20 protein-coding genes, 1 tRNA gene and 1 pseudogene are annotated in these 18,200 nt (G+C 70.9%); 7 read left to right on the forward strand and 15 right to left on the reverse strand.

The window, feature by feature from the left end:
- Positions 1–80 precede the first annotated feature (80 nt).
- Positions 81–281 (reverse strand): hypothetical protein, encoded by a 201-nt coding sequence (locus AB0I15_RS06075; protein ID WP_358090879.1) that lies wholly within the window; start codon positions 279–281, stop codon positions 81–83.
- Positions 278–553 carry a transposase gene (locus AB0I15_RS06080; RefSeq protein WP_358090881.1) on the reverse strand — a complete coding sequence of 92 codons (276 nt, stop codon included), beginning with the start codon at positions 551–553 and terminating at the stop codon, positions 278–280. Before AB0I15_RS06080 ends, AB0I15_RS06075 begins: the two co-directional genes overlap by 4 nt.
- 530 nt (positions 554–1,083) lie before the next feature.
- Here AB0I15_RS06080 and AB0I15_RS06085 point away from each other — a divergent pair.
- Positions 1,084–2,295, forward strand: coding sequence for a monooxygenase (locus AB0I15_RS06085; RefSeq protein ID WP_358090884.1), 1,212 nt, complete (start codon positions 1,084–1,086; stop codon positions 2,293–2,295).
- A gap of 242 nt (positions 2,296–2,537) precedes the next feature.
- On the opposite strand, the gene AB0I15_RS06090 is transcribed toward AB0I15_RS06085, so the two are convergent.
- The 3 genes and pseudogenes from AB0I15_RS06090 to AB0I15_RS06100 form a co-directional block, all read right to left on the reverse strand.
- Complete coding sequence (locus AB0I15_RS06090) at positions 2,538–3,203, reverse strand: response regulator transcription factor (RefSeq protein WP_358091573.1); 666 nt, start codon at positions 3,201–3,203, stop codon at positions 2,538–2,540.
- A complete protein-coding gene (locus AB0I15_RS06095; RefSeq protein WP_358091594.1) occupies positions 3,200–3,346 on the reverse strand; it encodes a hypothetical protein in 147 nt (48 codons plus the stop codon). The genes AB0I15_RS06090 and AB0I15_RS06095 overlap by 4 nt, the downstream gene beginning before the upstream one ends.
- Positions 3,347–3,431: 85 nt before the next feature.
- Positions 3,432–3,557, reverse strand: a pseudogene (locus AB0I15_RS06100) (sensor histidine kinase); the annotation flags it as partial.
- Positions 3,558–3,766: 209 nt separating this feature from the next.
- On the opposite strand from AB0I15_RS06100, the gene AB0I15_RS06105 reads away from it, so the two are divergent.
- The gene (locus tag AB0I15_RS06105; RefSeq protein ID WP_358090887.1) at positions 3,767–4,747 is read left to right on the forward strand and encodes an integrase core domain-containing protein; all 981 of its coding nucleotides are present in this window, start codon (positions 3,767–3,769) and stop codon (positions 4,745–4,747) included.
- 147 nt (positions 4,748–4,894) lie between these two features.
- On the forward strand, positions 4,895–5,326 hold the full coding sequence (locus AB0I15_RS06110; RefSeq protein ID WP_358090890.1) for a tyrosine-type recombinase/integrase: 432 nt from the start codon (positions 4,895–4,897) through the stop codon (positions 5,324–5,326).
- On the opposite strand, the gene AB0I15_RS06115 is transcribed toward AB0I15_RS06110, so the two are convergent.
- The 3 genes from AB0I15_RS06115 to AB0I15_RS06125 form a co-directional block, all read right to left on the reverse strand.
- Positions 5,324–5,397 (reverse strand) — tRNA-Ile (locus tag AB0I15_RS06115). The two genes, AB0I15_RS06110 and AB0I15_RS06115, sit on opposite strands and share 3 nt — an antisense overlap.
- Positions 5,398–5,754: 357 nt before the next feature.
- The gene (locus AB0I15_RS06120; protein ID WP_358090893.1) at positions 5,755–7,194 is read right to left on the reverse strand and encodes a S1 family peptidase; all 1,440 of its coding nucleotides are present in this window, start codon (positions 7,192–7,194) and stop codon (positions 5,755–5,757) included.
- An 83-nt stretch (positions 7,195–7,277) separates the two neighbouring features.
- Complete coding sequence (locus AB0I15_RS06125) at positions 7,278–8,210, reverse strand: LysR family transcriptional regulator (protein ID WP_358090896.1); 933 nt, start codon at positions 8,208–8,210, stop codon at positions 7,278–7,280.
- Positions 8,211–8,305: 95 nt separating this feature from the next.
- Here AB0I15_RS06125 and AB0I15_RS06130 point away from each other — a divergent pair, with 95 nt between their 5' ends.
- Together AB0I15_RS06130 and AB0I15_RS06135 are read left to right on the forward strand one after the other, a co-directional pair.
- Positions 8,306–8,533: a DUF6158 family protein gene (locus tag AB0I15_RS06130; protein WP_358090899.1), complete on the forward strand. Its 228-nt coding sequence runs from the start codon at positions 8,306–8,308 to the stop codon at positions 8,531–8,533.
- Complete coding sequence (locus tag AB0I15_RS06135) at positions 8,530–8,766, forward strand: hypothetical protein (RefSeq protein ID WP_358090902.1); 237 nt, start codon at positions 8,530–8,532, stop codon at positions 8,764–8,766. The genes AB0I15_RS06130 and AB0I15_RS06135 overlap by 4 nt, the downstream gene beginning before the upstream one ends.
- Here the strand turns inward: AB0I15_RS06135 and AB0I15_RS06140 are convergent.
- From AB0I15_RS06140 to AB0I15_RS06155, 4 genes are all read right to left on the reverse strand, one after another.
- Entirely contained in the window at positions 8,760–9,131 is a 372-nt protein-coding gene (locus tag AB0I15_RS06140) for a hypothetical protein (protein WP_358090904.1), read from the reverse strand. The genes AB0I15_RS06135 and AB0I15_RS06140 overlap by 7 nt on opposite strands.
- Before the next feature lie 343 nt (positions 9,132–9,474).
- Entirely contained in the window at positions 9,475–10,731 is a 1,257-nt protein-coding gene (locus AB0I15_RS06145; protein WP_358090907.1) for a VWA-like domain-containing protein, read from the reverse strand.
- The gene (locus tag AB0I15_RS06150) at positions 10,728–11,789 is read right to left on the reverse strand and encodes a MoxR family ATPase (RefSeq protein WP_358090910.1); all 1,062 of its coding nucleotides are present in this window, start codon (positions 11,787–11,789) and stop codon (positions 10,728–10,730) included. The genes AB0I15_RS06145 and AB0I15_RS06150 overlap by 4 nt, the downstream gene beginning before the upstream one ends.
- Positions 11,790–11,947: 158 nt before the next feature.
- Positions 11,948–12,880: an NADP-dependent oxidoreductase gene (locus AB0I15_RS06155; protein WP_358090912.1), complete on the reverse strand. Its 933-nt coding sequence runs from the start codon at positions 12,878–12,880 to the stop codon at positions 11,948–11,950.
- 67 nt (positions 12,881–12,947) lie between these two features.
- Between AB0I15_RS06155 and AB0I15_RS06160 the strand changes: the two genes are divergently transcribed.
- Positions 12,948–13,358: a helix-turn-helix domain-containing protein gene (locus AB0I15_RS06160; RefSeq protein ID WP_358090915.1), complete on the forward strand. Its 411-nt coding sequence runs from the start codon at positions 12,948–12,950 to the stop codon at positions 13,356–13,358.
- On the opposite strand, the gene AB0I15_RS06165 is transcribed toward AB0I15_RS06160, so the two are convergent.
- Together AB0I15_RS06165 and AB0I15_RS06170 are read right to left on the reverse strand one after the other, a co-directional pair.
- Positions 13,345–13,506: a hypothetical protein gene (locus AB0I15_RS06165; RefSeq protein ID WP_358090918.1), complete on the reverse strand. Its 162-nt coding sequence runs from the start codon at positions 13,504–13,506 to the stop codon at positions 13,345–13,347. The two genes, AB0I15_RS06160 and AB0I15_RS06165, sit on opposite strands and share 14 nt — an antisense overlap.
- Positions 13,503–15,134 (reverse strand): sodium:solute symporter family protein, encoded by a 1,632-nt coding sequence (locus AB0I15_RS06170; protein ID WP_358090920.1) that lies wholly within the window; start codon positions 15,132–15,134, stop codon positions 13,503–13,505. Before AB0I15_RS06170 ends, AB0I15_RS06165 begins: the two co-directional genes overlap by 4 nt.
- 58 nt (positions 15,135–15,192) lie before the next feature.
- Between AB0I15_RS06170 and AB0I15_RS06175 the strand changes: the two genes are divergently transcribed.
- Complete coding sequence (locus AB0I15_RS06175; protein WP_358090922.1) at positions 15,193–15,972, forward strand: putative hydro-lyase; 780 nt, start codon at positions 15,193–15,195, stop codon at positions 15,970–15,972.
- On the opposite strand, the gene AB0I15_RS06180 is transcribed toward AB0I15_RS06175, so the two are convergent.
- Positions 15,935–18,154, reverse strand: a complete 2,220-nt coding sequence (locus AB0I15_RS06180) for an excinuclease ABC subunit UvrA (RefSeq protein ID WP_358090925.1) — start codon at positions 18,152–18,154, stop codon at positions 15,935–15,937. The two genes, AB0I15_RS06175 and AB0I15_RS06180, sit on opposite strands and share 38 nt — an antisense overlap.
- Positions 18,155–18,200: the final 46 nt, after the last annotated feature.

The following is an 18,200-nucleotide window of genomic DNA, read 5'->3' on the forward strand; positions in this document are numbered from 1 at the left end:
TCGTCCACGAGCGGCCGTTGACCGTCCGGCAGCTCCACCGGTCGGGACAAGCCGGCTCGGCCACCACATCCGCCGACCGATCAGCAGGGTGAGGGCTGGGTGTGCGCGGTGATCACGAGCCACGTCCACCGGTCGGGTGCGGCGCCGGTGCGTGACGACCACGGCCAGACCGGTTTCGGGTCGCGGTCACCGGGCAGATGCTCGACCTGCAGGCAGATCAGGGTGCCGGGTAGTACGGGCAGGTCCCCGTCGTGGTCGGTCCAGGCCGCGCGGCGGGTCAACCTTGGGTGAACGTGGTCCAGGCGCTGGCGTTCGCGGTGCCGTACCGGCTGGTGGCGGTGCTCGTGGTGACTGCCGGGGTCGGCCAGGTCGTCGGGTCGGCGAGGCGGAACTCGGCGCCGTGTTTCGATGAGCGGCCGATCGTGGCACGCGATCGGGGTGGGGACGGCAGGCGCAGGATCCGGTCGGTGCGTAGCCAGCCGAGTACTTCGACGGGTAGGTCCGCGAGTAGGAACGCCGGCCGGGCCGCACGGCGTCGAGGATCGCGGTCCATGAGGCCCGGCCCGGTTCCAGGGCGGCGATGAACGAGTACGGCCAGCCCGGGATCAGCTGGGCCTGTTTCTTGCCGCGGCCGTAGACGTGACCGAATAACCCGTCGGGGCTGGTGGCGGCGTCCGGGCGCTGACGTCCACGGCCAGGACCAGCCGCCCTTGTTCAGCGCACCGTGCCCGTGCCCGTGCCCGTGCCCGTGCCCGTGCCCGCGCCGGTGCTCGGGCGGCAACGACAACCCGACCAGGGTTCGTACCGGCCCATCAGTACAGAGCACCGCGTCGGTGAGCTAAAACAGCGCGTCGACCCGCGCGGTCAGGCAGGCGTAGAAGTCGGTTTGAGCCTAGTTTGGCTCCCGTCCATCGCCGACGGACTTTCGTGGGCGTGACTTCGGGCCCAGTTGCGACGGGCCTTGATTCTCGTGCGGGTGTCGAACGGCGCTCCGGAGAGAAGTACCGTGGTACTACCTCCCTCCCGAAGATGACGACCGCAGTACGACGAAACGGGACGGAATCGGGCCTAGCGTTCAGGGCTATGACGAAACCTGAGAGTCCACTGCGGAGGTTCGGGGCGGCCACCATGGCGCTGGCGACGGCGTTCGCTGTCGTCGCCGCCTGCGGGTCGGACGCCGACAAGAGAGCGGCGCCCGCCGCGGCCGGCTCGCACAGCGCGCACGCGGGCGGGCCATCGGCTCCACCGCAGCCGCTGCGGGCCGGCGAGCGGTTCGTCAACCTGAAGATGGCCGAGGCCTACACGCCCGCGCCGCCGGAGGGCGGCGGCACGGACGAGTACCGGTGCCAGGTGATCGATCCGGGCCTGACCAGGGCGGCGTTCCTGACCGGGACCCAGGTCATGCCGGAGAACGTCGCCATCGCACACCACGCCATCGTGTACGCGGTGCCGCCGGGCGGCGCTGCCGCGGTGCGCGAGCAGGACGCGAAGACCCCCGGCCTCGGCTGGCAGTGTTTCGGCGGGACCGGCGTGGCCGGCGCCGAGGTGGAAGAGGGGGACGCGGCGTGGGTGGACACCTGGGCGCCGGGCGCCACGGAGACGCTGCTCGACCAGGACGCCGGCTTCAAGCTGGAGCCGCGCAGCCTGATCGTCCTCCAGATCCACTACAACCTGCTCGCGACCGACGGCAAGCCGGCCGGGTCGGATCGCTCGGCGGTGCGGCTGCGGCTGACGGACGGCACGCCGCAGACCCAGGAACTCGAGACGTGGTCGCTCGACGCGCCGACCGACCTGCCCTGCGCCGCCGACGAGTCGGGTCCGCTCTGTGACCGGGCGGCCTCGATCGCGGACGTGACGAAGCGGTTCGGGCCGGATGTCGGCGAGATGGCGGACCGTCAGGTGGAGGAGTGCAACCAGGGCGGCGCGCCGAAGCCCGGTGACACCCAGACCTGCGACCACAAGGTGGAGGCGCCGATGACGCTGTTCGCTGGTTTCGGCCACATGCACCTGCTCGGGCGGGCCATCAAGGTCGAACTCAACCCGGGCACGCCGAAGGCCAAGGTCGTGCTGGACGTGCCGCAGTTCGACTTCGACAACCAGCGGCTGATGAAGCTGCCGTCGCCGGTGGAGATCGGCCCGGGGGACACGCTGCGGGTGACGTGTACGCACGACGCGGGGCTGCGCAAACTGCTGCCGCAGCTGAGCAAGCTGCCACCGCGCTACGTGGTGTGGGGCGACGGCACCAGCGACGAGATGTGCACGGGCATCATGTCGGTCTCCCCCCGCAAGTCCTGACGAAGCGTCGAACGTGTGTGAGCTCGCTGAGGTCAACAAGCCGAAAAACAGCTCTGAGCTCACACACGTCCGCACTGAACTCACACCCACCCCATGCGGCGTCGCGGCGGTCGGACGGGCGGTGACGTGGGCGGCTGCAGGCGGACCGGCAGCGGAGCGGCCGATCACGCGGAGTGGATCGGCCCGGAGCGGTGCGGCTGGGAACCACGGTCGCGCCCCCGACGGACGCGCGAGATGAAGCGCTAAATCGGCCGGGTGAGTCTCAGGTCGTAGGCGAGGATGACGGCCTGGATCCGGTCCCGTGCGCCGATCTTGGCGAGGACCCGCCCGACGTGGGTCTTCACCGTCGACTCCGACAGCGTGAACCGTTGCGCGATCTCGCCGTTGGTGAGGCCGTGGCCTATGGCGACGAGGATCTCGCGCTCGCGGGCGGTCAGGGAGTCCAGCCGGGGATCCTCCCGCACGGGCCCGCAGAGGTCATCGCTGAGCCGGTCGGCGAACGCGTCGAGCAGCCGCCGAGTCAGCGCCGGCGCGATCACCGCGTCCCCGGCGGCGACGGCCCGGATGCCGGCGAGCAGCTCCTCCGGGTGGATGTCCTTCAGCAGGAAACCGCTCGCCCCGGCCCGCAGCGCGGCGAGCGCGTACCGGTCCACGTCGAACGTCGTCAACACCAGGATCCGCGAACGCCCACCGGCGGCGACGATGCGCCGGGTGGCCTCGATCCCATCGACGCCCGGCATGCGGATGTCAATCAGCACCACGTCGGGATGCAGCTCGGTGGTCCGCCGAACGGCCTCGGCGCCGTTCTCGGCCTCGCCGACGATCTCGGTGTCGGGGGTGCTCTCCAGCAGCATGCGAAACCCGAAGCGCTGCAGCGGCTGGGCGTCCACCACGAGCACAGAGATCATGAATGGCTGCCTTTCAGGGTCGCGTAGACGGTCCAGCCGTCGTCCGATGCGGGGCCGGCGCTGACCGTGCCGTCGTAGAGCGCGGCGCGTCCGGCCATGCCGGCAAGGCCGAGACCCGCGTCGCCCGGCGATGCCTCCTTCATACTGAGCGAACCTGAGACGACTGTTAGAACGGTGCTCAGGCCGGTTGGCCGCCGAAGCGGGTTCGGCGTCGGGCGGGCCGCTGTCGTGCACGACGATGTGGACCTGGCAGGAGTCGGCCGCCAGGCTCAGGTCGACGGTGGTGCACGGGCCGGCGTACTTGAGGGCGTTGGTCAGGGCCTCCTGCACGATGCGGAAGGCGGCCAGTTGCACGCCGAGGTCCAGCCGGTCGGGGCTGCCGGATCGCGATCATCGCAACAGCCGATTTCGCAGCGCTCGGATCTCGTGCTCCAGGGCGACGTTCGACTCTGCGCATGCCGATGATTACATCCGCCCAGGTCATGGCTCTGAGAGGGCTTCGGGTGCCGTACGCGGGTTCCGGTCGCCCAGAGGCGGAAACGCGTACGGCAGGATGATCCGCTGTGCTTCTTCGCCTGACGTACCTGACCGTCACGAACGCTTTCGCCGCGCTGCGATTGCCACCCATGGGCGATCGGGACAAGGACGTGAAGATTCTCGTCCTGCGTCACCAGATCACCGTCCTTGAACGCCAGCTCGGCGCTGACATCAAAGTGAGATTCGCACCCGAGGATCGGGCCTTTCTCGCCGCTCTCCTGACCTCGCTGCCCCGCAAGGTCCTGCGCCGGCTGCGGCTCCTCGTCCGGCCGGACACCGTCCTGCGCCGACACCGCGATCTGATGGAACGACGTCACGCCCGTACCTGCAGGCCGAAGCGGGTCGGTCGCCCGCCCACGCTCCGCTCCATCCGCACTCTCATCCTGCGCCTTGTTCGGGAGAACCCGAGCTGGGGCTATCGGCGGGTCCACGGCGAGCTCACCACCCTGCTGGCCTGCGACTTTATCGAGATCATCACCCTGAACGGCCAGTGCCAGTACATCCTGGCCGTCATCGAGCACGCCACCAGGCGCATCCGTGTGCTCAGCACCACCGCGCACCCCACCGCAAATTGGGTCGTTCAGGCGATAAGGAACCTGGTGGTGGACCTGGACGATGCGGGTTGTCGGGCGCACTTTCTGCTCCGAGATCGGGATGGACAGTTCCCCGCCCTCATAGACGAGATCCTCGCCGAGGCCGGCATCAAGACGGTGCTCACCGGCATCCGGATACCGCGGATGAACTCGATCATGGAGCGATGGGTGCAGTCCTGCCGCCGTGAACTCCTCGACCGCTGCCTCGTATGGAACGAACACCACCTGAGGCATGCCCTACGCGAGTACGAACGACTCTACAACCAGCACCGCGCCCATCAAGCCCTGGACCAAGCCGCGCCGCTGCGTTCCGTACCGGACCCGATTGCGGATCCCAGGCGGATCATCAACCTGAACGTACGCCGACGAGACCAGCTCGGCGGCGTCCTCTACGAGTACTCACATGCTGCTTGACCTGTATGGATGTGATTTCCGGCAGGCGCAGTGTGGAAGGTGAAGGAAGGAGCGCCGAAAACCGATTCGTCGGACGCGGTGGTCGCGCTGGACAAGGGCACGATCGCTGCCCTTCGGGCGCACAAGACGCGACAGAACGAGTAACGGTTGGCGTGGGGAGCGGCGTGGACGGACAGTGGCCGCATCTTCACGAAGGAGGATGGCAATGAGTTGACGCCTGACTGGGTCAGTGAACATTTCGAGCGGTTGGCTTTCGCGGCCGGCCTGCCGCCGATCCGGCTGCATGACCTTCGCCATGGCGCGGCCACGCTGTCGCTGGCGGGCAATGACATGAAGACGACGTCGGCGACGCTGCGGCACTCCAGCCTGTCGATCACGGCCGACTTGTACACGACGGTGCTGCCGGAAGTGGCGCGGGAAGCGGCCGAGGCGAGTGCCCTTCTGGTGCCCCGGGCGGTGATTGTGGGGGAGGCGTCCGAAACTGGCGGTCTCCCTTCGGTCTCCCAGATGGACGACCGGCGACCCACGGACTCGACAGGATCAAGGAACTCGCAGGTAAAGGCTAGAGTTAAGGAGTAGGGCGGGTGGGACTTGAACCCACGACCCACGGATTATGAGTCCGATGCTCTGACCGGCTGAGCTACCGCCCCTGGATGAAGTTGTACGGCCTGGCGCAAGCTGACGAAACGATCATGCCGAGCCCGTGCGCATGCTAAGGCTAGAGCATTCGACCCCATCGTGCTGCCCGGCCGGTGGAGACGCGTCTCCGCGGACATCATTCCATGCCCGGCGGCGTTGGTGGAGACCATGTCGATCATTTCGCCCCTTGTCGCCTCGGTGTTCTCGGATGGCGGAATTGGGCGAGCGCTTGGTTCAAGGGCATGGGGGCCGCGGGTGTTCGGGGAAGGGGAGGGTGAAGGTGGAGAGGGAGGAGGAGGGGAGGGCTGAGAGTGAGGGGAGGGGCGGCGAGCGAGGGGTGTTCGCCGGCCCCTCCGGTTGGCAGGTTGTTATGGGCGGTTCAGGCCCAGTGTGTACGAGCCCGCCCCGCCGTAAGCGTGCACCCGGTACCGGTAGTAGCCGGACGTGCCGTTGTAGGTGATCGTTTCGTCAGGGTTCGGGCTGTCGCCGCTGGCCACCACGGACCAGGTGGAGCCGTTCCACTTCTGCAGGTAGACGTCGAAGTCCACCCCGTTGGGCCCGTCCAGGCAGGCCGTGTGGCTGCCCGACACCGTCGCCTGGTAGTACGAGCCGTTCGGCTGGTACTGGCTCTGGTTCGAGGTCAGTGACCCGCTGTACGTCTCCTCGTACCCCTGGCAGCCCGTTGGCGGCGGGTCGGTGCCGCCGGCCGTGACCAGGGTCAGGCCGCCGGCCGAGATGATCTCCGCGATCGGCTGGAAGTACGTGGTCCCGCCGACGCTGCAGTTGCCCGAGCCGCCCGACGTCATGCCCTGGGCCTGGTCGCCCGAGATGAACGAGCCGCCCGAGTCCCCGCCCTCCGCGCACACCGTGGTACGCGTCAGGCCGGACACCGTGCCCTCCGGGTAGTTGACGGTGGAGTTCAGGGCGGTGACCGTGCCGCAGTGCCACTGGGTGGTGGAGCCCGAGCGGCAGACCGAGCCCTGGGGCTGGGTGACGGTCGCCCCGCGTACGGGGAGGATGCCGGCGCTGTAGCCGTTCACGACGCCGGCGGCGGTCCAGTTGGAGTTCGTGGCCACCCAGGCGTAGTCGTTGCCGGGGAAGGACGAGATCTGGACCGTGCCCTGCGCCACCCGGTTGAAGCCGGTCGTGGTCACGCCGTTGGGGCCGCAGTGGCCGGCGGTCGTGAAGCCCAGTTGGGTGCCGCGCCGGACGGCGAAGCCGATCGAGCAGCGGTAGCCCTGCGAGGTGTAGTACGCGTCTCCGCCCCGGATCTCGTAGAAGAGGCGAGGCCGTTCCGCCGACGGCTCGAACGTGACGGCGGAGGCGTCCAGGCCGCCGGCGGCGACCCACGCGCGGGCCGCCCGTTCGTCGCTGGTCTGGACGACGACCGCGTTGTGCTGCGGGGAGATGCCCCAGCTGTGCACCGCCGCCGGTGGCGCGGTCCGGTCCAGGCCCTCCTTGACGGCGGTGAGCTGGGCGAACGAGCGTGGCACGATGCGGGCTTTGGCGCCGGCCCGGGTGATCTCGGCCGTGTCGGAGGCGGCCACGCTCGCCACGACGAGGGTGCCTGCCGGACCTTCGTACCAGGTGCCGGCATAGCGGTCGCCGAGCCTCTTGCTCAGGCCCGGGGTGACGGCGTTGCCACGGGTCTCGTTCGCCAGGCGGTCGACCGCCTGCTCCTTGGTGATCCCTAGGTCGCGCTGCAGGGCGTCGACCACGCCTGACGGTGGTTTCGCGGCGACGGCCGGGGTGGCCGTCACGACTAACGCGCCGATCGCGATCGCGATCAGCGCCGGGGTTCGGAGCATGGGTGTCTCCTCGCTGCTGGGGTGCCGTCACGGTAACGGGGGGTCCCGGAGCGGAGGAGTATTACTTTGCCCCTATTACGGTGTTATGGAGCGGTGCCGTAACCCGGATTGCGGACCAGCCAGTCGTAGTAGACCGGGCTGCGGCGTACGGCCTCCATGTGGGCCTGTTTCGCCTGGCCCACCACCCACGCGGCTTCGGGTGCGGTGGGATGGCGGCCGAGCAGTTGCCGCCAGCGCAGGGGCGCGCCGGCCAGCGGGACCATGATCAGTCCTTGCGCGGGCTGGTGGGTGGCCTGACAGAGGACGACGGCCCGGCCCACCTGGGCGAGGTGCGTACAGGTCGGTACGTCGGTCTCGTAGATCGTTCCGGGCGTGAACCCGGCCCGCGCGCAGGCCATCGCGAAGCAGTCCGCGAAGCAGCCGTCACCCGGAGTCACCGCCCATTGCTCTCCGGCCAGGTCGGCCAGTTCCACCTCCTTCTCCTTGGCGACGGGATGGTCCTCTCCGACCAGGCAGAAGACGGGATCGAGGCTGATCGTCTCCCACAGGAGCGTGCCGGTGGGCGTGCCCGAGTCGCCGCACGCGCCGGTCAGCACGTAGTCGAGGCGGCCGAGCTCGACCATGCTGGTCAGCTCGTGCGTGGACCAGGACGTGTACGTGCTGACCGTCCGCTCCGCGGCGAGACGGTCGACCAGGCCGCCGAGTATCGGCCCGTTCGTGGCGCCGATGCGGAAGCCGGGGGAGGGGGCGTGAGCGAAACGTACGGCTTCGTCCTGCAGTTCTTTGGCTGCGGGGAGGAGTACCCGTGCCCTGGCGAGCACGAGTTCGCCGAGGCGGGTAGGCCTGGCGCCGTGGCGGTCACGCTCGAAGAGGGCGCCGCCGAGCACCCTTTCGATGCGCTTCAGCTGTGCGGTCAGGGCCGGTTGTGCCAGCCCGAGGAGGGACGCGGCTTTGCTCACACTTCCCGCGTCCGCGACCGCGCGGACGATCCTGAGGTGCCTGAGCTCGAGGTCCATAACGGGAAGGTAAGGCGGCGCTCTCTTACAAACAATGCCTATATGTCAGGAATTGTGACAGATAATGTCGGGGCTCTCCGGGGTAGAGGGAACCCATGACGACCATGGGAATAGACCCGGCCCAGCTCAGCGACGATGATCTGCTACGCGAACTGCGCCAGCTCCACACGACCCGCAGCGATACTTTCTTCCACGGATCCGACGACGCCCTCGAACGGCACACGTCGCGCACCGACGAGCTCGAGGCCGAATACCTCCGCCGCAACCCGGACCGCGAGGTCGATCCGCAGCGGCTGAGAGAGGGAGCGAGGCAGCGCTCATGACCGGAGCCCACGATGTGCAGGCCCTGTCCGACCAGGACATCCACGTGTACGAGGCGGTGGCCGCCCAGGCCATCGAGTCGGGCGGCGCGGGGCTCGCCGGGGTGGTACGAGCCTCGGGCCTGACGGAGGAGCAGGTGAGCGCCAGCCTGTCCAGGCTGGTCGAGCACGGCTACGTGGTGCCGCGAGGCGAGAACTACGTCCTGGGGCCCCACACGTTCGAAGTCGACTACTGAGGCCACTGAGACGGCCAAGGGGTCGAAGGATCGGCGGACGAGCCGCCGAACAGGGCGCGGAGCACACCCGCGCGCTCCGCCGGCACGCCCGCCGCGCGCTGCCCGGCCGCCTCCCCAGGCGTGAACCCCGCCGCGCACCAGACCGCCACCTCCTCCAAGGGGACGGCGCCCCACCAGGCGGCCATGACCTCCACCGCGGGCGACCCCGTCCGCGCAGCCTCCGCCGCCGTGAACCCCAGCGCCCGGAACACCCGCGCGTCCCCCTGGTCCACCCGCCGCCGCGCCCACTGCTCGGCCTCGGCCGCGTCCCAGCCCGCGTCGGCGTAGGCACGCGCCACGTCGGCGGGCACGTCCGCGCGGAGCAACGTCCGCAGGGTCTCGACGACCGGGCCGGGAGGGCCGCGTCCGGGCTGGGCGCGGCCGGCCGGGCGTACCAGGGGACGCGGCGTGGCCGTTCACCGGCCAGATGCCTGCGGGCCGCGTCGTGCGGGGCCACGCCGAGCTCGTGCCAGCGCACCGCGTCCTGGGGAGTCATGCCGGCGCGCTGCCAGACGGCGACCGTAGCCGGGGCGGCGGACGCGGTACGCCACAGCCGGGCCTCGGCGGGCCTCGTGACCCCCGCCTCCCGCCAGGCCGCGGCCTCCTCGGGACCGAAACCGGCACCACGCCACCGCCGGACCTCACCTTGCGTGAAGTCCTTCCAGTCCGTCACGCCACCTCCACCGTGTTCGCCCAGGCAGGCGCTGTGTGGCGGGCGCCGAACAGGCAGATCACGACCTGCGGACGGGGGCGCCGCTCCGGCCACGGGGTGTCGCCGTCGGTCAGCACGATCAGCAGGTCGGCCCCGGCGGCCGCCGCGAAGGCCGGTCGCAGGTCCGTGCCCCCGCCGCCCACCAGCTCCACCCGCCCCGCCTCCCGTACGCGCTGGGCCGGATGCGCCTCGGCGTCGCAGCAGATCACGTCGATCCAGGGTCGCCCGGCCGCCCGGAGCACGCCGTCCAGCTCCCCGAGCGCTCGCTCCAAGTCGGTACGGGCGACGCTCCCCGAGGTGTCGATCACGACCGCGATCCGGGGGAGCGGGCGTACCAGGGCGGGCAGCACGATCCCCGGCACCGCGCCGGCCCGCCTGGACGGGCGGCGGTAGCTGTAGTCCACCCGGCCGGCCGCCTGCGCCGAACCTCTTCTGACCAGCGCCGCCAGCCGGGCCCGCCAGTCCACCTCGGGGCGGCGCGCGGCCTCGGCCCAGCGCCGCCACCCGCCGGGAACCGTCCCCCTGGCCTCGATCCCGGCGGCGACGGCCCGGGTGAGGAGCTCGCGTTCCACGGCGGTCATGGCGCTCGGGCCGGTGAACGGCGGGCGGGCGCAGGGGTTCAGGCCGGGCGGGACGTCGATGAGGTCGAGCAGTTCGGCGTACCGCTCGGCGAGCAGGCCGTCGGGCAGGCCCAGGGTCTCGGGGGAGACGGCGCCGGCGGGGCCGCCGGCTTCGAGGTCGTCGTTGATCTCGGCGTCGGCGGCCAGGCGCCAGTCCGGGCCCGGGTGTGACCTGCCGCGGGCGTGGTGGTCTCTGAGCAGGTGCCCGACCTGGTGGATCAGCCACCAGCCGAGCTCGGGGACGGGGGTGGAGGTGGTGGCGGGCGGGCTGAGGTGCACGTTCCAGTGCTCGTCGGCGGGCAGGCCGGGTGGGGCGTCGTCGTGCACGAGCGGGTTGAGCGCGAAGAGCGCCGAGGTCAGGTACGGCGCCCGCCCGGCGGCCCAAAGCCGAGCAGCCCGAAACCTCTCGATGGCTGCCCGCTCAACCGCTGCCCGCTCGACCGCTGCCCGCTCGACCGCTGCCCGCTCGACCGCTGCCCGCTCGACCGCTGCCCGCTCGACCGCTGCCCGCTCGACCGCTGCCCGCTCAACCGCCGCGCGCTCTTCGGCCGCGCGTTCCGTCGTGGTCCGGTCGTCTTCGGAGGGTGGGTTCATGGCATGAGCCCCGCGGCGCGCAGGATCGGGGCCAGTTCCAGCACCGTCGTCGGCAGGGTCGCGCCATGCGGCCGGCGGGCCGCCAGCGAGCGGGCCGCGGTCGCCGCCACGTCGGGGGTCCGCCTGGCCACCCGCCCGATCAGCGCCCAAGCCCGCTGCCACGAATCCGCGCCCCCATCCGCCGTCACGTGCGCCACCACCGACCCGAGCACCGCGTGCACCCGGTCCACCCGGTCGGGCAGCGGCGCGGCCGGGTCGGTGAGCAGGGTCTCGGGGTCGGGCAGGTCCAGGTCGCGCACCCAGGACAGCAGCTCGAACCCGGCCGCCTCCCCGACGGCGCCGACCACGAGCTCCGCCCGCACCGCCTCACCGGCCGCCTCACCGCTCATCCCGTCGGTGGCGCAGAGGGCGGTGGCGGCCAGCTCCCACGTACGGGGGCTCGGCCAGGCGCGCGCGGGCCCGTCCGGCACCGCCAGCACCAGCTCGGGCCGCACCCGCAGGAACGCCCCCACCAGCGCCCGAGCCCGGCCCACCCCGCTCAGGTCCACACCGGAAGCCGGGGGCGGCGCGGCGAACCCGTTCGTGAACCCCTCCGCCACCGACGCCGCGCTGATCTTCCAGTCGAGGTGGATCAGCCGGTTCGCCAGCGGCGCCGACAGGTCCCATCCGTCCGCCGCCTGCTCCGGCGGGTTGGCCGCCGCCACGATGCGCACGGCCGGCGGCAGCGCCAGGTCCCCGACCGTCCGCTCCAGCACCACCCGCAACATCGCGGCCTGTACGGCGGGCGGCGCCGTGGTCAGCTCGTCCAGGAACAGGATCCCCGTCCCGGCCGCCGCCAGCCGCTCGGCCCAGCGCGGCGGCGCGAACCAGGTGCCCCCGTCGCGCAGCACCGGCAGCCCGGCGAAGTCGCTCGGCTCCCTGATCGAGCCCACCACCACCTCCACCGGCAGCCCGAGCCGCTCCCCGAGCGCCAGCACGGCCGACGTCTTCCCGGTGCCCGGCGACCCCCACAGGATCACCGGCAGGTTCGCCGCCACCGCCACGGACAACGCGTCCACACATCCTCCTCACGTCAACTTTGATTGACCCCAGCAAGGTCAACGTAGGTTGACGCAGGGGAGAATGTCAAACGGCAGACGGGGGGCACGAGAGCGCGAAGGCTCGCGAGGGGCGCAGGGGCCCAGGAGCGCAGGGGGGCGGGGGCAGGGGCGGGGGGTCAGATCTCCAGGACGAGCTTGCCGACGAAGTCGCCGCTCTCGATGAGCGTGTGCGCCTTGGCCGCCCCGGCCAGCGGGAACACCCGGTCCACGTGCGGGTTCAGCCTCCCGTCCGCCACCAGCGCGCCCAGCTCCGCCAGCGCGGCGTGGTCGGGCTCCACGACGAACACGCCGTGCCGCAGCCCGGCCCGCTCGTACGCCGCCACGTCCGCGTCGGACATCCCCGCCGCCCCGATGAACGCGCCCCCGTCCCGGAGCACCGGCAGCGACCGGGCCGGATAGTCCTTGCCCACCAGGTCGAACACGACGTCCACCCCGGACACGGCCGCCGCGAAGTCCACGCCGGTGTAGTCGATCACCTCGTCCGCCCCGAGCCCCCGGACGAAGTCGTGCTTGGCGGCCCGCGCCGTGCCGATCACGTACGCGCCGCGCAGCTTGGCGAGTTGCACGGCCAGATGCCCGACCCCGCCCGCGGCCGCGTGCACCAGCACCCGCTGCCCCGGCGCGACGCCGGCGACGTCGGAGAACGCCTGCCAGGCCGTCAGCCCCGGCATGGGCAGCGCCGCGGCCCGCACGTGATCCACCCCGGCGGGCTTGCGGGCGAACTGACGCGGCCTGGCCACCACGTACTCGGCGTAGGCCCCGCCGTAGAGCGGAAAGTTGACCATGCCGAACACCTCGTCGCCCGGTTTGAACCGGCCGACGTAGACCCCGACCTCCTCGACGACGCCGGACACGTCCCACCCGGGGACCAGCGGCGGCTCGGTGTAGTCCGGCGGGTACGGCGTGCGCCGCAGCTTCCAGTCGGGCGGGTTGACGCCCGCCGCCCTGACCCGGATCAGCATCTCGTGCGCCTGGGGCTCAGGGCGCGGCAGCTCGGCGAGCTCCAGCACGTCGGGCTCGCCGAATGAACGGTAAACGATTGCCTGCATGCCGCCCATGCTGGTCAACCCCGGTACCTCTTGTGAAGAAGGCACCTGAATGGTATTCAGGTACCTGATGGATACCACGTTTCCCGACCTTCGCCAGTATGGCGGAGCAGACGCGTTCCTCCAGGCGTGCAAGCCCCGCACCGTGCTCGACCTGTTCACCGGCAAGTGGACGGGGCTGGTCATGGGCGCGCTGCTCGACGGCCCCCGGCGCTTCAACGAGCTGCGCAGGATGCTCGACGGCATCACCCAGAAGATGCTGTCGCAGACCCTGCGCACGCTCGAGCGCGACGGCCTGATCACCCGCACCGTCTACCCGACGATCCCGCCCCGCGTCGACTACGAGCTCACCCGCCTCGGCCGCAGCGCCATGGGCGTGCTGCAGGCGATCGGCGCGTGGGCCGGCGAGCACGCCGACGAGGTGCTCGCCTCCAGGCAGTCCTACGACGAGCGGGCCAAGGAGCCGGTCAGATCCGTCTGACCCTGGCCCACACCACGAACGCGCCGCCGAAGACCGCCATGGCCAGCCCGGTCCACAGGTTGATGGCGCTGCCCAGGACTCCGGCGACGATCAGGATCACGCCGTAGAGCAGGAACAGGCCGCCGATCACCATTCTGATGTCACTCACAGGATCACCCCGTACGCCAGGGCCGCCAGGACGACCGCGCCGATACCGAGCAGCAGGGGCGAGCGGTACCACCGCGCGTCCCCGGCCAGTGCGTCGTCCTCCAGGTTCACGGCGCTGAGCCCGTACACGAGCCCGCGCAACTCCTCTTCCGGCTTGCGCGTGGTGAACAGCGTCACCACCACGGACACCACCACGTCCACCACGAACGCCACGCCCGCGCCCCAGAAGCTGGCGTTCAGCTCCGTGCCGAAGTCCAGCAGCCCCGCCTTGTACGAGAAGTACGACACGAAGGCGGCCAGCGTCCCCGCGAGGAGGCCCCAGAACCCGGCCCACGGCGTCATCCGCCGCCAGAAGAGCCCGACGATGAACGTCGCGAACAGCGGCGCGTTGAAGAATGAGAACAGCGCCTGCAAATAGTTCATGATGTTGGAGTAGCCGGCCGCGATGAACGCCGTGCCGACCCCCATCGCCACGCCCGCCACGGTCGCGACCCGGCCCACCAGCAGGTAGTGCCGGTCCTCCCGGTCGGGCCGCAGGTGGGCCTGCCAGATGTCGTTGGTGAACACCGTGTTGAACCCGCTGATGTTGGCCGCCATCCCCGCCATGAACGAGGCCAGCAGCCCGGTCACCGCGATCCCCAGCACCCCGTTCGGCAGCAGGTCGCGCATCAGCAGCGGGATCGCGTTGTTGTAGTCCTGCCCCTGGCCCCACCCGTCGAACAGGACGAGCGCGATCAGCCCCGGCAGCACCGTCACCAGCGGAATGAAGATCTTCGGGTACGCGGCGATGATCGGCGTCATCCGGGCCGCGTTCGTGTTCCTGGCCGACAGGGCCCGCTGCACCTCGGCGAAGTTCGTGGTCCAGTAGCCGAACGACAGCACGAACCCGAGACCGAACACGATCCCGACCCAGTGCGCCTGCATGGGGTTGTCGCCGGTGACGTTCGCCCAGGTGTGCAGGCCGGCCTCGCCGAGCGAGCTCTGCCGTACCTTCTCGAACAGGCCGGAGATGCCGCCCACCTTGATGAGGCCCAGCACGGTGAGCGGGATCAGCCCGGCGAGGATCACGAAGAACTGCAGGACCTCGTTGTAGATCGCCGACGAGAGGCCGCCGAGCGTGATGTACGACAGCACGATGACCGCCGACACCACCACCGAGACCACCAGCGGCCAGCCCAGCAGCGCCTCGATGACCAGGGCCAGGGCGTAGAGGTTGACCCCGGCGATGAGGATCTGCGCGACCGCGAACATGATCGCGTTCAGGAGCTGGGTGGCCCCGTTGAAGCGCCTGCGCAGGAACTCCGGCACGCTGCGCACCTTGGAGCGGTAGTAGAAGGGCATCATCACGATGCCGAGGAACACCATCGCCGGGACGGCGCCGATCCAGTAGTAGTGCACGGTCATCGCGCCGTACTGGACGCCCTGGGCCGCCATGCCGAGGATCTCGATCGCGCCCAGGTTCGCCGACACGAACGCCAGGCCGGTGATCCACGCCGGTAACCCGCGTCCGGCCAGGAAGAAGTCCAGGCTGGAGCTGATGCGTTTGCGTGCGGCGAAGCCGATGGCGAGCACGGTGGCGAAGTAGATCGCGATGAGCACGTAGTCGAGGAGGTTCACATCGAGACGCACGGGAAACCCGCTACCCAAGAGGTGGACCATTGAACGCGGCCCGCCCTACTGTCAAGGGGTGGACGTCGCCGACCTGAGCCCCGCGCAGGCGCGGGAGCGCTTCCGAAGCGGCGAGCGGGTGCCCACCGCGGGCTGGTGCCGGGGCTGGACGCAGGCCAACCTGATCGCCGTACCCGCCCGGCTGAGGTACGAGCTGCTGCTGTTCGCCCATCGCAACCCCCAGGCGTGTCCCGTGCTCGACGTGGGGGAGCCGGGGTCGTGGTCCACCTCGCTCTTCGCCGGCGACCTGCGGACGGACCTGCCCGCGTACCGGCTCTACCGCGACGGGGAGGCGGTCGCCGACCTCGGGGACGTGGTGGCGGAGTGGCGCGAGGACCTGGTGCCGTTCCTCATCGGCTGCAGCTTCACCTTCGAGCGGGCGCTGCTGGCCGCCGGTGTGCCGGTGCGGCACCTGGAGCTGGGGACGAATGTGCCGATGTACGTCACCGACGTCCCCTGCGAGGCCACCGGCAGCCTGTCGGGGCCGCTGGTCGTGTCGATGCGGCCGGTGCCCGAGGCGCTGGTGGAGATCGCGGTCGAGGTGAGCGGCCGCTACCCGATGGTGCATGGCGCGCCGGTGCAGGTGGGCGACCCCGCCGCGATCGGCATCGACGACCTGGCCCGGCCCGACTACGGCGACCCGGTGGAGGTGCGGGCGGGGGAGGTGCCGCTGTTCTGGGCCTGCGGGGTGACGCCGCAGGCGGCGATCATGGCCAGCGGCGTCGAGTACGCGATCGGCCACCTGCCGGGCCACATGGCGATCATGGACGCCCGTGACGACGACTATCGAGTGACTTAACGAGATATTTCGCCGTATAGGTGGATGCTTCGGTCATGTCGGTCGGCGTGCCCTCGAACACCACCCGGCCCCCGTGCTGCCCGGCCTCCGGGCCGAGGTCGATCACCCAGTCGGCGTGCTTGACCACGTCGAGGTCGTGCTCCACCACGACGGCCGTGTTGCCCTCGTCGACGAGCCGGTCGAGCAGCGCCAGCAGCGTGTCCACGTCCGCCATGTGCAGCCCGGTGGTCGGCTCGTCGAAGACGTACAGCCGGCCGCGCTCGCGTAGCCGGTGCGCCAGCTTCAGCCGCTGGCGCTCCCCGCCCGACAGCGTGGTCAGCGGCTGCCCGAGCGTCAGGTAGCCCAGCCCCAGCTCGCCCAGCCGGGCCACGCCCGGCAACTCGAACGCCCGCGCCGCCTCGTTCGCCGTCATCGCCAGCACGTCCGCGACCGTCCGCCCCGCCACCGTGTACGACAGCGCCTCGTCGTTGTACCGGCTGCCCCCGCACGCGTCGCACACCCGCGTCACCGGGTCCATGAACGCCAGGTCCGTCTTGATCTCGCCCCGCCCCTTGCACACCGGGCACGCGCCGGCCGAGTTGAAGCTGAACAGCCCCGGCGACCTGCCGCCGGCCTCGGCGAACATCCTGCGCAGCGGGTTCATGGCGTTCAGGTAGGTGGCCGGCGTCGATCGGGGCGAGGCGGCGATGGCCGACTGGTCGACGAGGATCGCGCCGGGATGCCGCGCGACGAGCTCGCGCCGCATCAGCGTGCTCTTGCCCGACCCGGCCACCCCGGTGACGGCGGTGAGCACGCCGAGCGGGACGCCCACCGTGACGTCCTTGAGGTTGTGGGCGTTCGCGCCCGCCACGGTCAGCCAGCCGGCCGGCTCGCGTACGCGTTCCTTGAGCCCGGTCGTGCGCCGCAGCATCCGGCCGGTCAGCGTGGGGCCGCCGGTCAGCCCCGCCACCGTGCCCTCGAACACCACGCGCCCGCCCTCGGCGCCCGCGCCGGGGCCCATGTCCACGACGTGGTCGGCCAGCGCGATCAGGTCGCGGTCGTGCTCGACCACCAGCACCGTGTTGCCCTTGTCGCGCAGCTCGACCAGCAGGTCGGCGAGGCGGTGCACGTCGCGCGGGTGCAGGCCGACGCTGGGCTCGTCGAAGATGTAGGTCATGCCGGTCAGGCTGCTGCCCAGGTTGCGCACGGTCTTGAGCCGCTGCGCCTCGCCGCCCGACAGCGTCGGCGTCTCACGGCCGAGACTCAGGTAGCCCAGCCCGATGGTGTCGATCCTGCGCAGCGACTCGACGGCCGCCTCCGCGACCGGGTCGTGCAGCCGCTCGAGCACCTCGATGAGGTCGGTGACCTCCATCGCGCAGTGGTCGGCCAGGTTGCGGCCGTCGATCCGCGAGGCCAGGGCGGCGGCGTTGAGCCTGGCCCCGCCGCAGGTCGCGCAGGTGCGCTCGCGGACGTACGGGCGGGCCTCCTCGTCCACCTGCTCGCGGGCGCGCTTGAGGTAGAGCCGGTCGAAGCGGACGGCCACGCCCTCGTAGGTGCTGCGGTAGTCGCCGCGCCTGACCTTGAAGCCGCTGCCGTACAGCAGCAGCTCGCGCTCCTTCGCGGTGAAGTCGCCCAGCGGCTTGTCGGGGTCGAACAGGCCCGAGGTGGCGTAGATCTGCCAGGGCGCCGTGCCCACCGGGTGCAGGGCCAGCGCGCCCTGGTTGAGCGACAGGCCGGGGTCGATGAGCGCGTCGAGGTCCAGCTCCACCCTCCTGCCCAGGCCGTCGCATCCCGGGCACATGCCCTGCGGGTCGTTGAAGCTGTAGGCCGTGGCGGGGCCGGCCGACGGCTCGCCGCGCCGCGAGAACAGCACCCGCAGCAGGGCGTGCACCTCGGTCATCGTCCCCACGGTCGAACGGGCTCCGCCGCCGACCGGCTTCTGGTCCACGACGACGGCGGCCGTGAGGTTGCTCATGCGCTCGGCCCTGGGACGCTCGTGCTTGGGCAGCCGGTGCCGGACGAACGCGCTGAACGTCTCGTTGAGCTGCCGCTGCGACTCCGTCGCGATGGTGCCGAACACGATCGACGACTTGCCCGAGCCCGACACGCCGGTGAACACCGTGAGCCGCTCCTTGGGCAGGCGCAGTGACACGTCCTTGAGGTTGTTCTGCCGCAGTCCGGTCAGCTCGATGTCGCGCGACATGTCCCTCACTCCCATAGCTCTGGCTACGAGCATTAGCTTAAGCTAT

It is taken from the genome of Nonomuraea sp. NPDC050643, assembly GCF_040654715.1.
GTDB lineage: Bacteria > Actinomycetota > Actinomycetes > Streptosporangiales > Streptosporangiaceae > Nonomuraea.